The organism is Mycobacterium pinniadriaticum, assembly GCF_026242045.1.
In the GTDB taxonomy this organism is placed as follows: domain Bacteria; phylum Actinomycetota; class Actinomycetes; order Mycobacteriales; family Mycobacteriaceae; genus Mycobacterium; species Mycobacterium pinniadriaticum.
On sequence record NZ_JAPJDO010000047.1, the window covers coordinates 24,502 to 40,782 of the forward strand.

15 protein-coding genes are annotated in these 16,281 nt (G+C 66.0%); 14 read left to right on the top strand and 1 reads right to left on the bottom strand.

The genetic code is table 11. The features are described 5' to 3' along the window. Positions 1–8: 8 nt before the first annotated feature. Positions 9–701 (bottom strand): GntR family transcriptional regulator, encoded by a 693-nt coding sequence (locus tag ORI27_RS29220; protein WP_266000638.1) that lies wholly within the window; start codon positions 699–701, stop codon positions 9–11. 147 nt (positions 702–848) lie between these two features. On the opposite strand from ORI27_RS29220, the gene fadD5 reads away from it, so the two are divergent. The 14 genes from fadD5 to ORI27_RS29290 all read left to right on the top strand — a co-directional run bounded on the left by fadD5 (position 849) and on the right by ORI27_RS29290 (position 16,098). Continuing rightward, positions 849–2,474, top strand: a complete 1,626-nt coding sequence (gene fadD5 / locus ORI27_RS29225; protein ID WP_266000639.1) for a fatty-acid--CoA ligase FadD5 — start codon at positions 849–851, stop codon at positions 2,472–2,474. A gap of 230 nt (positions 2,475–2,704) precedes the next feature. Then, the gene (locus tag ORI27_RS29230) at positions 2,705–3,505 is read left to right on the top strand and encodes an MlaE family ABC transporter permease (protein WP_266000640.1); all 801 of its coding nucleotides are present in this window, start codon (positions 2,705–2,707) and stop codon (positions 3,503–3,505) included. Between the two features lies 1 nt (position 3,506). Then, positions 3,507–4,376, top strand: a complete 870-nt coding sequence (locus ORI27_RS29235) for an MlaE family ABC transporter permease (protein WP_266000641.1) — start codon at positions 3,507–3,509, stop codon at positions 4,374–4,376. A gap of 4 nt (positions 4,377–4,380) precedes the next feature. After that, a complete protein-coding gene (locus ORI27_RS29240) occupies positions 4,381–5,592 on the top strand; it encodes an MCE family protein (protein ID WP_266000642.1) in 1,212 nt (403 codons plus the stop codon). Beyond that, the gene (locus ORI27_RS29245) at positions 5,589–6,629 is read left to right on the top strand and encodes a virulence factor Mce family protein (RefSeq protein ID WP_266000643.1); all 1,041 of its coding nucleotides are present in this window, start codon (positions 5,589–5,591) and stop codon (positions 6,627–6,629) included. Before ORI27_RS29240 ends, ORI27_RS29245 begins: the two co-directional genes overlap by 4 nt. Next, positions 6,626–8,179, top strand: coding sequence for an MCE family protein (locus ORI27_RS29250; RefSeq protein WP_266000644.1), 1,554 nt, complete (start codon positions 6,626–6,628; stop codon positions 8,177–8,179). The genes ORI27_RS29245 and ORI27_RS29250 overlap by 4 nt, the downstream gene beginning before the upstream one ends. A gap of 3 nt (positions 8,180–8,182) precedes the next feature. Beyond that, positions 8,183–9,817: a virulence factor Mce family protein gene (locus ORI27_RS29255; protein WP_266000645.1), complete on the top strand. Its 1,635-nt coding sequence runs from the start codon at positions 8,183–8,185 to the stop codon at positions 9,815–9,817. Positions 9,818–9,822: 5 nt separating this feature from the next. Further along, complete coding sequence (locus tag ORI27_RS29260) at positions 9,823–10,968, top strand: virulence factor Mce family protein (protein WP_266000652.1); 1,146 nt, start codon at positions 9,823–9,825, stop codon at positions 10,966–10,968. Between the two features lie 15 nt (positions 10,969–10,983). Then, positions 10,984–12,534: an MCE family protein gene (locus tag ORI27_RS29265; RefSeq protein WP_266000646.1), complete on the top strand. Its 1,551-nt coding sequence runs from the start codon at positions 10,984–10,986 to the stop codon at positions 12,532–12,534. Beyond that, positions 12,504–13,229, top strand: coding sequence for an Mce protein (locus tag ORI27_RS29270; protein WP_266000647.1), 726 nt, complete (start codon positions 12,504–12,506; stop codon positions 13,227–13,229). The genes ORI27_RS29265 and ORI27_RS29270 overlap by 31 nt, the downstream gene beginning before the upstream one ends. Next, positions 13,226–14,206, top strand: coding sequence for an RDD family protein (locus ORI27_RS29275; RefSeq protein ID WP_323055691.1), 981 nt, complete (start codon positions 13,226–13,228; stop codon positions 14,204–14,206). The genes ORI27_RS29270 and ORI27_RS29275 overlap by 4 nt, the downstream gene beginning before the upstream one ends. After that, on the top strand, positions 14,203–14,760 hold the full coding sequence (locus tag ORI27_RS29280; protein ID WP_266000648.1) for a mammalian cell entry protein: 558 nt from the start codon (positions 14,203–14,205) through the stop codon (positions 14,758–14,760). The genes ORI27_RS29275 and ORI27_RS29280 overlap by 4 nt, the downstream gene beginning before the upstream one ends. After that, positions 14,727–15,374, top strand: coding sequence for an Mce protein (locus ORI27_RS29285; protein ID WP_266000649.1), 648 nt, complete (start codon positions 14,727–14,729; stop codon positions 15,372–15,374). Before ORI27_RS29280 ends, ORI27_RS29285 begins: the two co-directional genes overlap by 34 nt. 25 nt (positions 15,375–15,399) lie before the next feature. After that, positions 15,400–16,098, top strand: coding sequence for a YoaK family protein (locus ORI27_RS29290; RefSeq protein WP_266000650.1), 699 nt, complete (start codon positions 15,400–15,402; stop codon positions 16,096–16,098). Positions 16,099–16,281: the final 183 nt, after the last annotated feature.

The following is a 16,281-nucleotide window of genomic DNA, read 5'->3' on the forward strand; positions in this document are numbered from 1 at the left end:
AGGATCGGCTAGCGCCACATCCCGTTGCGTTCCAGCTGCTCCATCAGCCGGTGCACGCCGTCGCTGAACTCGGCTCCCGACAGTTCGATGAGCGCGGGTTGGTCGCGACGCCGCAGCGCGGCGATCAGCTGGCGATGGGTCTGTACCGACGCCTCGCCCCACGAGGCGTCGGTGACATAGATCTGTGGCGGCATGTAGCGCGCCGCGTGCAGCAGAAACCAGGCGAGCTTCATCCGGCCGGCGCCCCGGTTCAGCAACCGGTGGAAGGCGAACTCGGCGGCGCCGATGCTGGCCGGATCTCCCTCGGCCACGGCTGCGGCCAGCGTCTCATTGGCGTCATCGAGCTCGTCGATCTGTTCGTCGGTCAACCGCTCGGCCGCACTGGTCACCAGCTCCTTGGCGATGGTGGCCTGCAACCAATAGATGTCGGCGACGTCCTGGCGGCTCAGCGGTTGCACCACGTAACCGCGCCGCGGCTCGAGCCCCACCATTCCTTCGCCCCGCAGAGTGAGCAGGGCTTCGCGCACCGGGGTGATGCTGACACCGAGTCGGGCGGCCGTCTCGTCGAGCCGGATGAACGTGCCGGGCCGCAGGGCACCGGTCATGATCGCTTCGCGCAGGTGCCCGGCGACCTCGTCCGACAGCTGCGAGCGGGGGCGTCCCCGACGGTTCTCGATCCGTGCGGAAGCCGGTGCGTTCACGTGACCTCCGGGGACTTGTGTGCCGAGCGGCAAGGCAATAGTGTGACCCAGGCAACATCAGATTTGATCAAATATAGCGATTCCTGCGTTCTCCAGCATCGGGTTCACGCAACGTTCACGCCAAACGGACGGAAAAGCAGAGGACTAGTGACCAGGCAGCTGACCGCGACCACAGACCAGCCGTATCTCGCGCGCCGCCAGAACTGGACGAACCAACTGGCCCGCCATGCGCTGATGCAGCCGCACGGAACCGCCCTGCGGTACCTGGGTCAAACGACGACCTGGGCCGAGTTCGACCGGCGGGTCACCGCGCTGGCCGACGCGTTGAGCCGGCGCGGCGTGCGATTCGGCGACCGGGTCATGATCCTGATGCTGAACCGCCCCGAGTTCATCGAGGCCACCCTCGCCGCAAACCAGCTCGGCGCGATCGCCGTCCCGGTCAACTTCCGACTGACGCCGCCGGAGCTGGCCTTCCTGGTTCAAGACTGCGAGGCGGCGGTGATCGTCACCGAAACCGTCCTCACCGATGTCGCCAAGGCGGTCCGCGATATCGCGCCGGCGCTGAGCACCGTCATCGTCGCCGGTGGTGCGACCGAGGACGGGGTGCTCGGCTACGAGGACCTCGTCGCCGAAGAGGGCGAGCATCACGAACCGGTTGACATTCCCAATGACAGCCCGGCTCTGATCATGTACACGTCGGGTACCACCGGCCGACCCAAGGGCGCGGTGCTGACCCACACCAACCTGGCGGGCCAGGCGATGACCGGCATGTACACCACCGCACCCGACATCAACAACGATGTGGGGTTCATCGGGGTCCCGCTGTTCCACATCGCCGGGATCGGCAACACCCTCGGCGGTCTGATGCTGGGCACGCCGACCGTCATCCACCCGCTCGGCGGATTCGACCCCGGGCAACTGCTCGATGTGCTCGAGGCCGAACGGGTCACCGGCATCTTCCTGGTGCCGGCGCAGTGGCAGGCCGTGTGCGCCGCCCAGCAGGCCAAGCCCCGGGACATCCGGCTGCGGTCGCTGTCCTGGGGTGCCGCGCCCGCATCGGACACCCTGCTGCGTGAGATGTCGGAGACCTTTCCCGACAGCAAGATCCTCGCCGCGTTCGGCCAGACCGAGATGTCACCGGTGACCTGCATGCTGCTCGGCGACGACGCGATCCGCAAGCGCGGCTCGGTCGGCAAGGTGATCCCGACGGTCGCCGCCCGCGTGGTCGACGAGGACATGAACGACGTTCCGCTCGGCGAGGTCGGTGAAATCGTCTATCGCGCACCGACACTCATGGCCGGCTACTGGAACAACCCGCGGGCCACCGCGGAGGCGTTCGCCGGCGGCTGGTTCCACTCGGGTGACTTGGTCCGGATGGACGCCGATGGCTACGTGTGGGTTGTCGACCGGAAAAAGGACATGATCATCTCCGGCGGGGAGAATATCTACTGTGCCGAGGTGGAGAACGTGCTGGCCGCCCACCCGGCCATCGTCGAGGTGGCGGTCATCGGGCGCGCCGACCCCGAGTGGGGCGAGGTGCCGGTCGCCGTCGCCGCCATCTCCGCGGCCGGACTCCGGCTCGCCGAACTCGACGGGTTCCTGACCGAGCGCCTGGCGCGCTACAAGCATCCCAAGGGGCTCGAGATCGTCGATGCCTTACCCCGCAACCCCGCTGGCAAAGTGCTGAAGACTGAGTTGCGGATTCGCTTCAGCGCCAGCACCGATACGAAATCCGTCGGCGAAAATGCTTCGGATACAGCAGATCCCGATTAGCAACCGAACCACCTACGAATGCGATAAATTTCGGTCAAAGACGAGGGAGGGTTAATAGTGCAGATGCGGTGCACCGCCCCTCGGCGATCGGGTACATTCCTGTGGTCCGCCTTACTACTCGTTGGTAGGGAGACGACACTCACTCACTGCGGGTCGGGGCAAGGAGGGTATGTGCCAGACGGACTGCCGCCCAGCCGCGACCACCGTGGTTCCGTCATGTGGGTGACCCAGTGACGGCGGCGACCACCGGCTTCGGCGGCTACCTTCAGGACAAGGCGCGTCCGGCGCTGACCGCCGTCGGGGGCTTCTTCCGCATGTGCGTGCTCACCGCGAAGGCGACGACCAAATGGCCGTTCGAGTGGCGCGAATTCATCCTTCAGGGTTGGTTCCAGTTCCGGGTGACCTTTTTGCCCACCATCGCCGTCGCCGTGCCCAACACCATCCTGATCATCTTCACGATCAACATCCTGCTGGTGGAGTTCGGTGCGGCCGACGTCTCGGGCGCGGGTGCGGCGCTGGCCGCGGTGACCCAGCTCGGCCCCATCGTGACCGTGCTGGTAGTCGCCGGCGCCGGGTCGACGGCCATCTGCGCCGACCTCGGCGCGCGCACCATCCGTGAGGAAATCGACGCACTGGAAGTGCTCGGCATCGATCCCATCCATCGGCTCGTCCTGCCCAGGGTGGTCGCAGCGACGTTCGTCGCCGTCCTGCTCAACGGTGCGGTGATCACCGTCGGCCTGGTCGGCGGATTCATCTTCGGTGTCTACATGCAGAACATTTCCGCGGGCGCGTACGTGTCCACGCTGACGCTGGTCACCGGACTTCCCGAGGTCGTCATCTCGATCATCAAGGCGCTCACCTTCGGGCTGATCGCGGGTCTGGTCGGCTGCTACCGCGGCCTGACGGTGTCCGGCGGCGCCAAGGGCCTGGGGACCGCTGTGAACGAAACGCTCGTGCTGTCCGTCGTCGCGCTGTTCGCCGTCAACGTCGTTCTGACCACCATCGGCGTCCGGTTTGGAACGGGGCACTGAGATGAGTACCGCGACAGTCCTGCGCAGCCGTTACCCCCGCGCATATTCCACGGCGACCAAGTGGGCGTCGTCGCCGGGGCGATTCGTCGACCGGGTCGGTGACGTGGCGTGGTTCACCGTCACGGCCATCGGCCAGATCCCGCACGCCCTGCGCTTCTACCGCCGTGCCACCCTGCGGCTGATCGCCGAAATCGGGATGGGCACCGGGGCGATGGCAGTGGTCGGCGGCACGATCGCCATCGTCGGTTTCGTGACGTTGTCCGGTGGGTCGCTCATCGCGATCCAGGGGTACGCCTCGCTGGGCAACATCGGTGTCGAGGCGTTCACCGGTTTCGTCGCGGCCCTGGTGAACGTCCGCGTCGTGGCGCCCCTGGTGTCCGGGCACTCGCTGGCCGCCACGGTGGGTGCCGGCGCAACCGCCGAGCTGGGCGCGATGCGCATCGCCGAGGAGATCGACGCCTTGGAGGTGATGGGTATCAAGTCCATCAGCTACCTGGTCTCGACGCGCATCCTGGCCGGCATGGTGGTGATCATTCCGCTGTATGCGATGGCGTTGCTCCTGTCGTTCCTGGCGGCACAGCTGACCACGACGGTCTTCTACGGCCAGTCGACGGGCACCTACGATCATTACTTCCGCACGTTCCTGCGCCCCGATGACGTGTTCTGGTCGTTCGTCGTCGCCATCATCATCGCGATGTTCGTGATGATCAATCACTGCTACTTCGGCTACAACGCCAGCGGCGGTCCGGTCGGTGTGGGCGAGGCCGTCGGGATCTCGATGCGGGCCTCGCTGGTCGCCGTCGCGCTCGTCGTTTTGTTGGCCTCGTTGGCGCTCTACGGCACCAACCCGAACTTCAATCTCACGGTGTAGCGGTATGACGCAGCCGATGAACTCCTCCCGGCGCCCGCCGCTCAAGCTGGCCGGTGCGGCGTTCCTGGTGCTGGCGCTCGCCCTGGTGACGCTGGTCTATCTCCAATTCCGTGGTGATCTGACGCCGAAGACCAAGCTCACGATGGTTTCTGACCGTGCCGGTCTGGTGATGGATCCCGGGTCGAAGGTGACCTATAACGGGGTCGAGATCGGCCGGGTCAGCGACGTGGACGCGGTGAATCGCGGCGGTCGGACCGTCGCCGAACTCACCCTGGAGGTCAACCCGCAGTACATCCGTCTGATCCCGGCCAATGTCGACGCCCAGATCAAGGCCAGCACCGTCTTCGGCAACAAGTACGTGTCGTTCACCAGCCCGAAGGATCCGGTCAAGACCAGGATCTCCAGCGCGGACGTCATCAAGTCCTCGGGGGTGACCACCGAGTTCAACACGTTGTTCGAGACGCTCACCTCGATCTCGGAGAAGGTCGACCCGGTCAAGCTGAACCTGACGCTGTCGGCCGCCGCCGAGGCGCTGGACGGGCTCGGCACCAAGTTCGGGCAGTCGATCCTCAACGGCAACGCGGTGCTCGACGACATCAACCCGCAGATGCCGCAGATCCGCAGCAACGTCCAGCAGCTCGCCAAGCTGGCCGAGGTCTACACCAAGGCCAGCCCGGATCTGTGGGACTTCCTCGACCACGCGGTCACCACCGCCCGCACCCTCAACGAGGAGCAGAAGGATCTGGACGCCGCGCTGCTGGCCTCGACCGGCTTCGGCAACACCGGCGGCGACATCTTCGAGCGCGGCGGCCCGTATTTCGTGCGCGGCCAGGCCGACCTGATTCCCACCGCCCAACTGCTCGACACCTACAGCCCGCAGCTGTACTGCCAGATCAAGGGCGAGGCCGAAGCGCTGCAGCCGGCGTTGGATGCGTTCGGCGGCAACGGATTTTCGCTGGACACGGTCACCGAATTCCTCGGTGCCCCCAACCCGTACGTCTACCCCGACAACCTGCCCAGGATCAACGGACACGGCGGTCCGGGCGGTGCACCGGGATGCTGGCAGAAGGTCGACCGCAACTTCTGGCCGGCACCGCACCTGGTGGTCGATGACGGCGCCTCGCTCGCGCCTTACAACCACTTCGAGCTCGGCCAGCCGATCCTCACCGAGTACGTGTGGGGACGCCAAGTCGGGGAGAACACGATCAACCCATGAAAATCACCGGAACGGCAATCAAACTCGGGGCATTCTCGTTGGTGCTCCTGCTCTTCACGGCGATCATCGTCATCGTGTTCGGGCAGTTCCGTTTCGACCGAACAACGGCGTACACCGCGGAATTCAGCAATGCCAGCGGTTTGCGTGACGGCCAGTTCGTCCGTGCCGGCGGTGTCGAGGTCGGCAAGGTCTCCGATATCAAACTCACCGACAACGGGGACCGGGTGCTGGTGACACTGAACGTCGACCGGACGTTGCCGCTGTACCAGTCGACCACCGCTCAGATCCGGTATCAGGACCTGATCGGCAACCGCTACGTGAACCTCGAACGCGGCACCGGCGAGGGTGCCGATCGGGTGCTGCCGCCGGGCGGCTTCATCCCGATGTCGCGTACCCAGCCGGCGCTGGATCTGGACGCGCTCATCGGCGGTTTCAAGCCGCTGTTCAAGGCCCTGGACCCGCAGAAGGTCAACACCATCGCCTCGTCGCTGGTCACCGTCTTCCAGGGGCAGGGCGGGACCATCAACGACATCCTCGATCAGACGGCGCAGCTGACGTCTGCGCTGGCTGACCGGGATCAGGCGATCGGCGAGGTGATCACCAACCTCAACACGGTGTTGGACACCACCGTCAAGCACGAGAAGGACTTCGACCAGACGGTCAACAATTTCGAGATCCTCATCACCGGGCTGAAGAACCGCGCCGACCCGCTGGCCCAGTCCACCGCCGACATCAGCAGCGCCGCCGGCACGCTGAGTGACCTACTGGCTGACGACCGTCCGCAACTCAAGGACACCATCGCCAAACTCGAAACCATCCAGCAGCCGCTGGCCGACGGCCAGGACCGGCTGGACGATCTGCTGACCAAGCTGCCGCAGGCCGTCAAGATCATCGGCCGGGCCGGCGGTATCTACGGCGACTTCTTCAACTTCTACCTGTGCGACATCAACCTGAAGCTCAACGGCCTGCAACCCGGTGGCCCGGTCCGCACCGTGAAGATCACCCAGCAGCCAACGGGTAGGTGCACACCGCAATGAGGACACTAGAGGGTTCCAACCGGGTCCGGAACGGCGTGGCCGGCATCATCATTGTCGTGCTGGTCATCGCGGTGGGACAGAGCTTTTCGGGGATTCCGCAGCTGTTCGCCAAGCCGGTCTACTACGGCCAGTTCACCGATAGTGCGGGCCTGAATTCCGGTGACAAGGTGCGTATCGCCGGAATGGATGTCGGCACGGTGAAGTCGTTGAAGATCGATGGCGATCGTGTGGCGATCGGATTCGACCTGGGTGCCCGCCAGATCGGCACCGAGAGCCGGCTGTCCATCCGGACCGAGACGATCCTGGGCAAGCGGGTACTCGAGATCGAGCCGCGCGGCAACAAGCTGCTACAGGCGGGCGGTGTGCTGCCGGTGGGTCAGACGACCACGCCCTACCAAATCTACGATGCGGTGTTCGACGTGACGAAGGCCGCTCAGGGCTGGGATATCGACACCGTCAAGCAATCGCTGAATGTGTTGTCGGAGACCGTCGACCAGACCTATCCGCACCTGAGTGCGGCGCTGGACGGGGTCGCCCGGTTCTCCGACACCATCGGCAAGCGCGACGAGCAGTTCAAGCAGTTGCTGGCCAACGCCAACAAGATCGCCGCCGTGCTGGGCAACCGCAGCGAGCAGATCAACCGGCTGGCGGTCAACGCTCAGACGCTGCTGGCCGCCCTCAACCAGCGTCGTTCCGAGATCGATTATCTGCTGGCCAACGTCTCGGCGCTCTCCGAACAGTTCACCGGCTTCGTCAACGACAACCCGAATCTGAATCACGTTCTGCAGCAGCTGAATACGATCAGCGACGTGCTGGTGAAGCACAAGATGGACCTGGCAGACGTGTTGATCACCGCGTCGAAGTTCATGGGCGCCCTGGCGGAGGCCATCGGATCGGGCCCCTATTTCAAGACTCTCGTGGTCAACTTGGTGCCCTATCAGATCCTGCAGCCGTGGGTGGACGCCGCTTTCAAGAAACGCGGCATCGACCCCGAGCAGTTCTGGCGCAACGCGGGTCTGCCGGCCTTCCGGTTCCCCGATCCCAACGGACAGCGCCAGCCCAACGGTGCTCCGCCGCCGGCCCCGATCCCGCTCGAGGGAACCCCGGACCATCCGGGTCCCGCGGTCGGGCCGGGCTCGCCCTGCTCGTACACTCCGCCCGCGGACGGTATTCCGACGTCGGCCAATCCGCTGCCCTGTGCGGCGTTGACCGACGGCCCGTTCGGCCCGGTGCCCGGCGGATATCCGCCGCCCGACGTGCCGATCTCGGCGCCGAATCCCGCGGCGGTCGGCGGGCCGGGCGTGCCGAGCGCGGCCTTCCCGGGCGAGCTGTCACCGAACGTGGCCGGCGTGCCGGCCCCGCCGCTGGCACCGGGTCCGCCCGGAGCCCGCACCGTTCCGGTAGAGCCCACACCGGGCCCGGCCACCGATATCCCCGGCTACGCTCCGCCGCCGAACGCACTCGTCGGACCGATTCCGCCACCGGGACCGGGACCGCAGGTGCCGCCGGTCGGCGACCTGGCACCCGTCGATCAGGGAGGGGGAGCCTAACCGATGTCGACCGTGTTCAATATCCGTAACCTGGGCCTGCCGAAGGTGTCCCGGATGTCCGTCCTCGTCGGCGCGCTCGTCGTGATCATCGGGCTGATCGCCGCCCTGGTCGGTTTTCAGCTGTACAAGAAGCTGACCACCAACACGGTGGTGGCGTATTTTCCGGAGGCGCTGGCGCTGTATCCCGGCGACCGGGTGCAGATCATGGGCGTGCAGGTCGGGAACATCGACAAGATCGAACCGGCCGGCGACAAGATGAAGGTCACCTTCCACTACGCCAACAAATACAAGGTGCCCGCCGACGCTTCAGCGACGATCCTCAACCCGAGCCTGGTTGCCTCCCGGGTGATTCAGCTCGCACCGGCATACACCGGCGGTCCGGTGATGGCCGACAACGCCGTCATCCCGATCGACCGCACCCAGGTCCCGGTGGAGTGGGACGACCTGCGCAACCAGATCTCGGACATCATCACCAAACTCGGCCCGACACCCGAACAGCCGAAGGGTCCGTTCGGCGAGGCCCTGGAGTCCTTCGCCAACGGGCTGGAGGGCAAGGGGCAGCAGATCAACACCACGTTCCGGGCTCTCTCCGATGCGGTGACCGCGTTGAACGAAGGCCGCGGCGACTTCTTCGGGGTGCTCAAGAGTCTGGCCCTGTTCGTCAACGCACTGCACAAGAGCGACCAGCAGCTGGTGGCACTCAACACCGACCTGGCCACCTTCACCAACTCGTTCACCAACTCCGATCAGGAAGTGGCCAAGGCCGTCAAGGACATTGACACGCTGCTGACCACGGCCCGCAAGTTCATCAACGACAACGGCTCGGTGTTGGGCAAGGACATCAACAATCTCGCCGACGTCACCAACGCGATCCTGCAGCCGGACGCCCGCAATGGCCTGGAAACGGTGTTGCACGTCTACCCGAACCTGGCCGCCAACCTGCAGAACATCTACCACCCGACACATGGGGCACTGGTGGCGATCCCGGTGGTCGCCAGCTTCGCCAACCCGATGCAGTTCATCTGCAGCGCAATCCAGGCCGGTAGCCGACTGGGGTACCAGGATTCGGCGGAGATGTGCGCCGAGTACCTCGCGCCGATCATGGACGCGATCAAGTTCAACTTCCCCCCGTTCGGCGTGAACCAGTTCTCCACGGCCGAGACACTGCCGAAGTACGTCGCCTACTCCGAGCCGCGGCTGCAACCGCCACCGGGATACAAGGACACGACGGTGCCCGGCATCTGGTCGCGGGACACGCTGTTCTCGCACGGCAATCACGAACAGGGCTGGATCGTGGCGCCGGGCATGCAGGGCGTCGACGTGCAGGCGTTCACCGCCAACATGCTCACCCCCGACTCGCTGGCCGAGTTGATGGGCGGCCCGGATATCGCCTCGATCCCGCCGGCCGGCCCGCCCGGTGGCGCGCCCCCGAACTCGTACAGCAACTACAACCCGCTGCCACCGCCGTGGTATCCGGGTGCGCCGCCACCACCGCCGCCGGGCCCGGACGTGATCCCCGGACCGCTGCCGGTCTCGCAGCAGATCAACGGCGGGGCACCGGCACCGGCACCGGCACCGGCGGTACCCGCGGCTCCGGCCGGTCCGCCGTTGCCCGCTGAGATGGGAGCCGGGCAGTGACCGCGATGCTGAGCACCACCCGCCGGCTCGGCTGGCGGGGTCTGGTGCTGCTGGTGACGGCGCTGGTGCTGACGTCGTGTGGTTGGCGCGGTATCGCCAACGTGCCGATGCCGGGTGGCCCCGGCACCGGCAAGGACAAGATGACGATCTACGTCCAGATGCCGGATACCTTGGCGCTCAACGTCAACAGCCGGGTTCGGGTTGCCGACGTGTTCGTGGGGTCGGTTCGGGCGATCGAGTTGAGGAACTGGATCCCCACCCTGACGCTCGACATCGAACCCGGAATCAAGCTGCCCGCCAACGCCATTGCGCGGATCGGCCAGACCAGCCTGCTGGGCACTCAGCACGTCGAGCTCGACCCGCCGCCCAACCCGTCACCCGAGCCGCTGCGCGACGGCGCGACGATTCCGCTGAAGAACTCGCAGTCCTTCCCGACCACCGAACGCACGCTGGCGAGCATCGCCGTCGTACTGCGCGGTGGCGGGATACCGAACCTGGAGATCATCCAGACCGAAGTCGCCAACATCCTGGACGGCAACGCCGGTCAGATCCGTGACTTCCTCGGGAAGCTGGACACCTTCACCGATCAGCTCAACCAGCAGCGCAACGACCTGACCCGGGCGATCGACAAGACCAACGAACTGCTGACGATCGTGGCCGCTCGCAACAACACCCTGGATCGGGTACTCACCGAATTCCCGCCGCTGATCAAGTATTTCGCGGATGCCAGGGACCGATTCACGGGTGCGGTGGAGGCTCTTGGCCGGTTCAGCCGGATCACCGACCAGACGTTGTCGCAGTCGCGTGCCGACTTCGACACCAACCTGGCGCTGCTGCAGCGGCCGCTGAAACAGCTCGGGCGGGCGGCGCCCTATCTGATCGACTCGCTGAAGCTGGTCATCACCGCCCCGTACCCGATCGACAACATCCCGAAGGTGATCCGTGGGGATTACATCAACACCTCGGCCACCTTCGATCTGACGCTCAGCGCGATCGACAACGCGTTCCTGACCGGAACCGGAGTCTCGGGAATGCTGCGTGCTCTCGAGCAGGCGTGGGGCCGCGATCCGGCGACGATGATTCCGGACGTCCGGTTCACTCCTCACCCCAACATGGCCGACGGGGGACCGTATGTCGAGCGTGGCGAGTGAGGGGGTGACGGATAGATGTTGACGCGTTTCATCAAGACTCAGCTGGTGATGTTCGGTGTGCTGACGGTGATCGCCCTGGTGGTATTGGGCTGGTACTTCCTGCGGCTGCCGACGCTGGCCGGCATCGGCCAGTACGACTTGAAGGCGGACCTGCCGTCCTCGGGCGGCTTGTACGCGACCGCCAACGTCACCTATCGCGGTGTCACGATCGGGCGTGTCACCGATGTGCAGCCGACCGAGAACGGTGTCCTGGCCACCATGAGCATCAGTGACAAGTACAAGATCCCGCTCGACGCCAGCGCCAACGTGCACTCGGTGTCCGCGGTGGGCGAGCAGTACCTGGACCTGGTGTCCGACGGCAATCCGGGGCAGTACTTCGCCGCCGGGCAGACCATCACCAAGTCCACGGTGCCCGAGGAGATCGGCCCCGCCCTGGATGCGGCCAATAAGGGACTTGCGGCGCTACCGGCCGACAAGATCCCGGTGCTGCTGAACGAAACGGCGCAGGCGGTGGGTGGTTTGGGGCCGTCGCTGCAACGGCTGGTCGACGGTACCCAGGCGATCGTGGGTGATTTCAAGACGAACATCCAAGACGTCAACGACATCATCCAGAATTCGGCTCCGATCGTCGACAGCCAGGTGAATTCCTCGGATGCGATCCAACGGTGGGCGGCCAACCTGAACACCATCGCGGCACAGACCGCGGCGCAGGATCAGGCGCTGCGCAGCGGGCTCCGTCAGGCCGCGCCGACCGCCGATGCGGTCACCGCGGTGTTCAGCGACGTGCGCGAGGCATTGCCTCAGACGTTGGCCAACCTGGAGATCATCCTGGACATGCTCAAGCGCTATCACAAGGGCGTCGAGCAGTCGCTGGTGCTGTTGCCGCAGGGTGCGTCGGTCGCCCAGTCGGTGTCGGCGCCGTATCCGCGTCAGGCGGCGCTCGACTTCGGGTTGACGATCAACCAGCCGCCGCCGTGCTTGACCGGCTTCCTGCCGGCCAGCCAGTGGCGCGCCCCGGCCGACACCCGGATCCTGCCGGTGGAGAACGGCCTGTACTGCAAGATCCCCAAGGACACCCCGGCCAACGTGGTGCGCGGGGCACGTAACTTTCCGTGCGCCGACGTGCCCGGTAAACGGGCAGCGACGCCGATGGAATGCCGATCCAACGAGCCGTACACGCCACTGGGCAACAACCCCTGGTACGGGGATCCCGACCAGGTGCTGAACTGCCCGGCCCCCGGAGCTCGATGCGATCAGCCGGTCAACCCCGGTACCGTGATACAGGCACCGTCGATCAACAACGGGATGAACCCGTTGCCGGCCGATCTGCTGCCAGGGCCCACGCCGCCGACCAGTGACGACCTCAGTCCGCCCGGGACTGGCACCGTGCAGTGCAATGGCCAGCAGCCGAATCCCTGCACGTATACCCCGGCGGCCAACAACACCGCCATCTACAGCCCGCAGAGCGGGGAGGTGGTGGGTCCTGACGGAGTGAAGTACACCGTCAGCAACTCGAGCAATACAGGAGACGACGGATGGAAGGAGATGCTGGCTCCGGCCGGCTGATCCCACCGGCGACCACCGACGACGACGCCGAACGTAGTGGGGCGGAGGAATCGGTGAAACCAGAACCGGCCGATGCTGAACGCAGCGAAGCGCAGGAGCCGGTGAACGAAACCCCGGCGACCACCGATGACGAGATCGTCGAGTCCGAGACGACGGCCGATGAGACGAACGCGGCGCAGGGTGAGCAACCGCGCGGTTCGCGACTGAGCGGACGCCGCCTGGTCACGGTCTGCGCCGCACTGGTGATCGTCAGCCTGCTGGTCGCCACCGGCGGGTTCTTCGCGCTGCGTGCCCATCAGAAGAGCGTCGCGTCGGCGCGGGCCGAGGCTGTCGCGCTGGCGGCCGCCAAGGACTGCGTCACCGCGACCCAGGCGCCGGACGCCACCGCGATGGCGGCCAGCCAGGAGAAGATCATCGACTGTGCGACCGGCGACTTCGGGGCGCAGGCCACTCTCTACAGCGGGCTCTTGGTGGATGCGTATCAGGCCGCCAAGGTGCAGGTTCAGGTTTCCAACATGCGCGCGGCGGTGGAACGGCACAACGACGACGGCTCGATGGATGTCCTGGTCGCCGTTCGGGTCAAGGTTTCCAACACCGCCACCCAAGACCAGGAGCAGGGCTACCGCCTGCGGGTTCGGATGGCGCCCGAGGGAGGCACGTACAAGATCGCCAAGCTCGACCAGGTGAGCAAGTGACGGTGACAGTCGAGGCCGACGGCACCGAAACCAAAACTTTCACATCGGCTTCCGGGGGAGTACCGGCAAGCTGGCCGGCGCGTGCCGGCGCGTTCACGGTAGACGTGTTCTTTCCCACCGGTGTGGTGATCACCTGCCTGCTGGTGGCCCAGTCGGCGTCGCTGTCGGGCCGCGGATGGCTGAAGTGGTTGACGGTCGCCGGTGCCGGAGTGGTGATTCTGGCGATGGCGGTCAACCGGCTGCTGCTGCCTTCGATCACCGGGTGGACGCTGGGTCGATCACTGGCCGGTATCGCTGTCGTCGGACGAGACGGAGCCGCGGTCGGTCCGTGGCGCCTGCTCCTGCGCGACCTGGCGCATCTGCTCGACACCGCAGCGGTGTTCCTCGGTTGGTTGTGGCCGTTGTGGGATGCCCGCGGTCGCACCTTCGCCGATCTGCTCGCCCGCACCGAAGTCCATCGAGTCGACGGCGAGCGGCCGAACCCGCGGCGGCTGGCCGGCGTGGTGCTGGTGGTGCTGGGCGTGCTGGCCGGCGCGGCCACGGTACTCGGATATCTCGGGGTGTACCGGCCCGAACTGGCCGTCGAACAGGCGCGCCAGCAGCTGGCGGTGGAGGGCCCGAAGATCGTCCAGCAGGCGCTGAGCTACAACGTCGTCACGATCGACGACGACTTCGCGCGCGCCCGCGGGCTGGTCACCGACAGCTATCGCCCACAGCTGGTGGCCCAACAGGATTCAGTGCGCAAGACCGGACCCGTCGACAACGACTACTGGGTGACCAACAGTGCGGTGCTGTCCAATACCCGCGACCAGGCGGCGATGCTGCTGCTGATGCAGGGCCAGCGCGGCGAGGCACCCAAGCAGCGATTGATCACCGCGACCGTGCGAGTGAACTTCGAACGATCGGCCGCCGGCCAGTGGCAGATCGCCAACATCTCGGTGCTGGCCAAACCGAACCCGGCGGGGGAGGCGAAATGAGCCCGCGCCGCAAGGTCGAACCTGGCAGCCTGGAACTGTTCCGCCTGCCTGAACCGCAACCACGTCGCTGGATTCTCCCCCTGGTCGCCGGACTGGCGGCGGTGGCGATTCTCGCCGCACTCACGATCAGCACCCTGCTGCTGGTGAAACGTGAAACCCAGCGGCAGGACGCCGTACGAGATGTGGCCGTGCTCGGCTTCGTTCGCGGCTTCGTCACGCAGTACACGTCCATCGACCCGTTCCACGCCAACGACTACGCCGACAAGGTACTGGCCCAGGGCACCGGTCAGTTCGCCAAGCTCTACCAGGAGAAGATGAACGAGGTCGTCATCCAGGTGGCGCGGGCCGAGCCGACGAGGGGGACGGTGGAGGATCTGGGCATCGAGCGCTGGAATCGCGACGGCAGCGCCGACGTGGTGGTGGCGGCCACGACGAAGACCACGATGCCGGACGGCAAGATCATCGAAAGCGGCAGCCGCTGGGTGGTCACTGCGACCCAAGAAGGAGGTGCGGGAGGACCGTGGAAGATCAGCAACCTTCTGCAGGTGATCTGACCGACGCGGTGCCCGAGGACGAGGCGACCGCCGGCGAGGCGACCGAACAGGACGAGATCGACAACGCGGCCGAAGAGCCGGCGCCAACGCGAAACTGGTTGAGCCGCCACAAGGCAACCATTGGAATCGGAACCTCGGCCGTCCTGTTCGTCGCTGCGGGCGCGTTCGCCGGTGCCACCGTGCAGCCGTACCTGATGGACCGCGCGGCGGTCGACACCAAGCTCGATATCGCCCGTACCGCCGCCGAGGCGATCACCACGTTGTGGACCTATACCCCTGACGACATGGACGCGTTGCCGGACCGGTCGGCGAAGTACCTGTCCGGCGACTTCGAGGATCAGTACCGCAAGTATGTCGACGCCATCGCGCCGACGAACAAACAGGCCAAGGTCACCAATAGCACGGAAGTGGTGGGTGCGGCCGTCGAGTCGCTGAGCGGGTCGGACGCCACCGCGATCGTCTACACCAACACCACGTCCACCAGTCCGCTCAGCAAGAACATCCCGGCGATGCGGTACCTGTCCTACCGCCTGGATCTGACCCGCGACGGATCGCACTGGCGCGTCACGAAGATGACCACCGTGACATCGCTGGACCTCACACCGAAGCTCTGAGGAGACCATTGGCGATACTTGGCGCATGGCCGTCGCCTCGCCCGTCTCGCAACGCTCCACCGTCGTCGCCCTGCTTCTGTTGACGTTTGCCACCGGCCTGGTCGACGCGATCAGCGTGCTCGCCCTCGGACACGTCTTCGTGGCCAACATGACCGGCAACGTGATCTTCCTGGGCTTCTGGTTCGTGCCTCATTCCGGCGTCGATATGACCGCCGCGGTGATCGCGTTCGCCAGCTTCCTGCTCGGCACCGTGCTCGGCGGCCGATTCGCCCGCCACTTCGACCGCGAGGTCCGCGGGTGGCTCACCGCGGCGCTGGGGACCGAGGTCGTCCTGCTGGTCGCGCTTGCGGTACTCGCCGGCACCGGCGTGGTGAACTACCACGATGACGGCAAGCTGATTCTGATCGCGGGCCTGGCCGTGACCTTCGGTGCCCAGAACGCCGCGGCCCGGCAATTCGGCATCCAGGAACTGAGCACCACGGTGTTGACGTCGACGCTGGTCGGGATCGGTGTCGACAGCCGGCTGGCCGGCGGAAACGGTGAGCGGCAAAAGCTGCGCTACGGAGTGGTTGTGACGATGTGCGCCGGGGCGATGGTCGGTGCGACGATGACGCGCTGGATGGTGGCGCCGGTGATCGCGCTGGCCGCGGTCGTGGTGGCCGGCAGCCTGGCCGTCTTCCGGTACGGCCCGCAACCCGTGACGCCACCCCCGCCGGGTCGCTAGAGTCGCGCACATGCCCACCGTTCTGGTCACCGGTGCCGCCCGCGGAATCGGCAAGTCGATCGTGAGTTATCTGGCTCTTCGCAGATGAGGGTGTAGCGGTGGTCGGCGCGTCGTTGCCGGGATAGGGGTCGAGGTCTTCCGAGGATGGAGGTTCCTACGCCAGCCATCCGAAAGACCTCGACG